Here is a 4,462-nt window from a genome sequence, read left to right as displayed (position 1 = left end):
CGAGGTTTTGCCCGCCGCATCGGGATTCGGGTCGAAAAGCGCCTCGTCCCAGCCACGATCCAGCGGGAAATCACCGATCACATCGCGTTCCCCGGCGACCACGTCCCACAGGTCCTCGGGCGAATCGATACCCCCGGGGAAGCGGCACCCCATCCCGACGATCGCCACCGGCTCGTGCGCCGCCGACTCCAGCTCTCGGTACTCACGGCGCGTCTTCTGCAATTCCGCGGTAACCCACCGCAGATTGTCCAGCACCTTATCGCTACTCACGAAATCTTCCTTCGACCAATGACGACGGCTACGAATTGCGAAGCTCGTTGTCGATGAATTTCAGCAACTCGTCCTGGGACGCCGATTCGACGTCCATCTCGGTCGCCGCGGCGTCATCGCCGGCGGACACTTCCCGATGGCGAAGCAAAAGCTCTTCGAGCCTGCGAACGATCGCCCTGGCCGAATCATCGGTCGGCCCGGATTCGAAGTAGCGCTCCATCTCCCGGATGGCACCGTCGAGATCGTCCCGCGCGGTATCGATGCCGGCGAGCACGGCCACCCGCAGGTGGTCCGCCAGTGCCACGGGAGTCGGGTAGTCGAAGAGCAGGGTCGCCGAGAGCGGGATACCGGTGACGATCTTGAGCCGGTTGCGGACCTCGACCGCGGTGAGCGAGTCGAAGCCGAGATCGCGGAAATTCTGGTCTTCGTCGATGGTGGCGATGTCACCATGTCCGAGGACCGCCGCCGTCTGCTCCCGCACCAGCGTGATGATCATGTGTCGCTGTTCGGATTCGGGTAGCGCGGACAGGCGCTGCGCCAACCCCGGCCCCGCCGCGTCGGCAGCCCGCGCGGCCCGCCGGGGACCACGACCGACCAGGTTGCGCAGTATTGCGGGCACCGACCCGGTCGCGGACTCGTTGCGAACGGCCACCAGATCGAGCACGGCGGTCACGGTGGTGGTTCCGCCCTCGGCCAGGGCGAGGTCGAACAGATCGAATCCGTCGCGCGACGACATCGGCGCGAGCCCGCCCCGGGTCAACCGCGCCGCATCGGCGCTGTCGAGATGACCGGTCATTCCGCTGGCTTCCCCCCACAGCCCCCAGGCCAGCGACTGCGCGGGTAGCCCGACGCCGCGCCGATACTGGGCCAGCGCGTCGAGGAAGGTGTTGGCGGCGGCGTAGTTGGCCTGGCCGGGCGTGCCGAAAACGCCTGCGGCGGAGGAGAACAGCACGAATGCCGTCACCGTGTGACCGAGGCCGGCCTGATGCAGATGCCACGCCGCGTCGGCCTTCGGCGCGAGCACCGCGGCCAGGTGTCGCGGTGTCAACGACCCGATCACCCCGTCGTCGAGTACCCCGGCGGCGTGGATGACGGCCAGCGGCTCATCGGTGGCGATCTCGGCGAACAATCGGTCGACCGCCGCACGATCGGCGACATCGGCGGCGAGCACGTCCACCCGCGCGCCGAGCGCCGACAACTCGGCGACCAGCCGCCGCGCACCCGGCGCATCGAGTCCGCGACGACTGCTCAGCACCAGGCGCCGTACGTCGTGTTCGACCACCACGTGGCGGGCCAGCATCGCGCCCAATGTTCCTGTGCCGCCGGTGATCAGGACCGTTGCCGGCAACGCTCCCGCGGTCCGGGCCGGTGTCGCGATCCGGGCGAGCCGCGCGGCGTACACGGTTCCCCCGCGCACCACCACCTGCGGTTCGCCCGACGCGATTACCGCCGCGACATCGACCTCGCCGTCGACATCGGCCAGCACCAGCCGGCCCGGGTCCTCGGTCTGCGCCGAACGGACGAGGCCCCACACCGCCGCACCGGCCAGTGAGGTGACGTCCTCACCATCGAGCGCGATCGCGCCCCGAGTACGGACCAGCAGCGTCGATGACGCGAACCGTGCGTCCGAAAGCCATTGCTGCACAGTCTTCAACGTCTCGGCGAGTACCTCGTGGAGCGCCTCGGCGTCACCATCGCAGTCGACGACGACGACCTCGGGAACCTCGCTCAGCGCATCGAGCGCGGCCCATTCACCGATCGACAGCGCCTGCGGCGCAACCGATATCGGTGACCAAGCCACCCGGAACAGCCGGTCCCCCCGGGTCCCGGCCGCGGCCGTGAGCTCCGATGCCGACACCGCGCGCGTCGTCAGCGACTCGGCCGAGAACACCGGCTGACCGGTAGCGTCGGTGACGTCGATCGAAATGGTGTCGTCGCTCGTCGAGACGACTCGCGCGCGAACCGATTCGGCCGCGGTTCGCTGCAATGACAACCCGCTCCAGGAAAACGGCAATACCAACTTCTCGGTGAATCCGCCGATGAACATGGCGTGCAGCACCGCGTCGAGCAGAGCCGGATGTACCCCGAACCGGTCGGCGACCGCGGGCTCGGGTAGCGACACTTCGAGAAACACCTCCGCGCCGCGCCGCCACGCCGCCCGCACGCCCTGGAACACCGGACCGTAGCCGTAGCCGCGATCCTCGAGGCGGTCGTACAACCCGTCGACATCGATCTCGATCGCGTCGCCCGGTGGCCAATCCGCCAAGGACTCCGGCACCGCCGGCACCGCGGCCAGGGTGCCCTGGCCGTGCACGACATGAACGCCGCCGTCACCACGCGAGGTGATCGAAATCGCGTGTTCCCCTGCGTCATCGGCGCTCGACACCCGTACCTGCACCGTCACCGCCCCCGGTACGGGCAGCACCAGCGGCGACACCAGCGTCAGTTCCCGGACACCGCCGCAACCGGCTTCGTGCGCGGCCCGAAGCGCCATTTCGACGAAGGCGGTGCCCGGCAACAGGATCACTCCGGCCACCGCGTGATCCGCGAGCCACGGATGGGTATCCAGCGACAGCCGGCCGGTGAACACCCAGCCCTCGCCGGGCAGTTCGACCACCGCACCCAGCAGGGGGTGATCGGCGTCGTCGAGTCCGAAACCACCGATATCGCCTCCGGGGGTGTCGGTTTCGAGCCAATACCGCTGCCGCTGAAACGCATAGGTCGGCAGGTCGACTCTCCGGCCGCCGGGCACCACCGACGTCCAGTCCACCGCGCCACCCGCGACGAACACCCGCGCCGCCGCCGACCGGAACTCGGCCAGCCCGCCCTGATCTCGGCGCAGTGATCCGACGACCACCGCCGCCGCACCGCGCCCGCCGGCGTGTTCGCAGGTTTCCCGCAAGCCGAGCGTCAGCACCGGATGCGGACTCACCTCGACGAACACCGCGTGCCCGTCCTCGAGCAGCAGCCGGGTGGTCTGTTCCAGGCGAACGGTCTGCCGCAGATTGGAATACCAGTAGTCCGCGTCCAGGGCGCCGGTGTCGACCCGTGCCGCCGTCACCGTGGAGTAGAACGGGATGGTCGAGGGCCGGGGGCTGATCTCGGCGAGTTCGCTGAGCAACGCTTCTCGCAGCGGCTCCACCATCGGTGAATGCGAGGCGTAGTCGACCGCGATCCGCCGCACGTGCACGCCGTCCTTCTCACACGCGGTCAGGAAGTCCTCCAGTGCCGCCGCGTCGCCGGAGACCACGACCGAATCCGGGCCGTTGACCGCGGCGATCCCCAGACCGGGGCCCGCCGTCGAAAGTCGTTCGGTGAGCACCGCCACCGGCAGCGATACCGAGGCCATGCCGCCACCCCCGGCCAACTCCCGCAGGACCAGGCGGCTACGGCCGACCACCACGCGGGCGGCGTCGCGCAGCGACAGCCCACCGGCGATGTACGCGGCGGCGATCTCCCCCTGCGAGTGGCCCATCACCGCGGCGGGCTCGACGCCCATCGACTGCCACAACCGTGCCAGCGACACCATCACCGCGAACAGCACCGGCTGCACCACGTCGACCCGGTCCAGCGACGGCGCATCCGGCGCCCCACGCAGCACCGCCGTCAGCGACCAGTCCACCAGCGTGCCGAATTCCTGCTCACACCGGTCGATCTCGGCCGCGAATTCCGGTGCGGTGTCGATCAATTCACGTCCCATGCCGAGCCACTGCGCGCCCTGACCGGGAAATACGAATACCGTCTTCCCCGATCCGGCCACGCCCTCGATCACCCCCGGGTCCCCGTCCGAACTGCCCACCGCGGCCAACCCCGACACCAGTGCGTCGCGATCGGCTCCGAACACCACGGCTCGATGCTCGAACCGCGACCGCGTTCGCACCAGGGCCGCGGCCACATCCCGGACATCCAGCGCCGGATTCGCCAGCACGAATCTCGACAATGCCTCGGCCTGACCGGCCAACGCCTCCCGGCTCCGCGCCGACAACACCCACGACACCGATCCGGTGGGCGTATCCGCACGTTCGATCGCCGCCATCGCATCCGGCTCGGGCGCCTGCTCGAGGATCACGTGCGCGTTGGTACCGCTGACTCCGAATCCCGAGACCGCCGCGCGCCGAGCGCGTCCGGTCTCCGGCCAGTCCTGCCGCTCCATCGCGACCGTCACCTCGCCGCCCGACCAATCCACGTGCGG

The 4,462-nt window shown here is 69.4% G+C and carries 2 protein-coding genes; both read right to left on the bottom strand.

Features of this window, described 5'->3' with window-relative positions; genetic code table 11:
- Positions 1-270 (bottom strand): beta-ketoacyl synthase N-terminal-like domain-containing protein (locus NI1_RS36820; protein ID WP_157535546.1); only part of this gene is annotated, 270 nt, incomplete at its 3' end.
- A gap of 28 nt (positions 271-298) precedes the next feature.
- On the bottom strand, positions 299-4,462 hold a 4,164-nt coding region (locus NI1_RS36815), incomplete at its 5' end, for a type I polyketide synthase (protein WP_157535545.1).

Origin of the sequence: Nocardia inohanensis NBRC 100128, assembly GCF_001612945.1 — a bacterium.
GTDB lineage: Bacteria > Actinomycetota > Actinomycetes > Mycobacteriales > Mycobacteriaceae > Nocardia > Nocardia inohanensis.
Note: the sequence above shows the minus strand (reverse complement) of the source record. Positions and strands in the feature narration are given on the sequence as shown.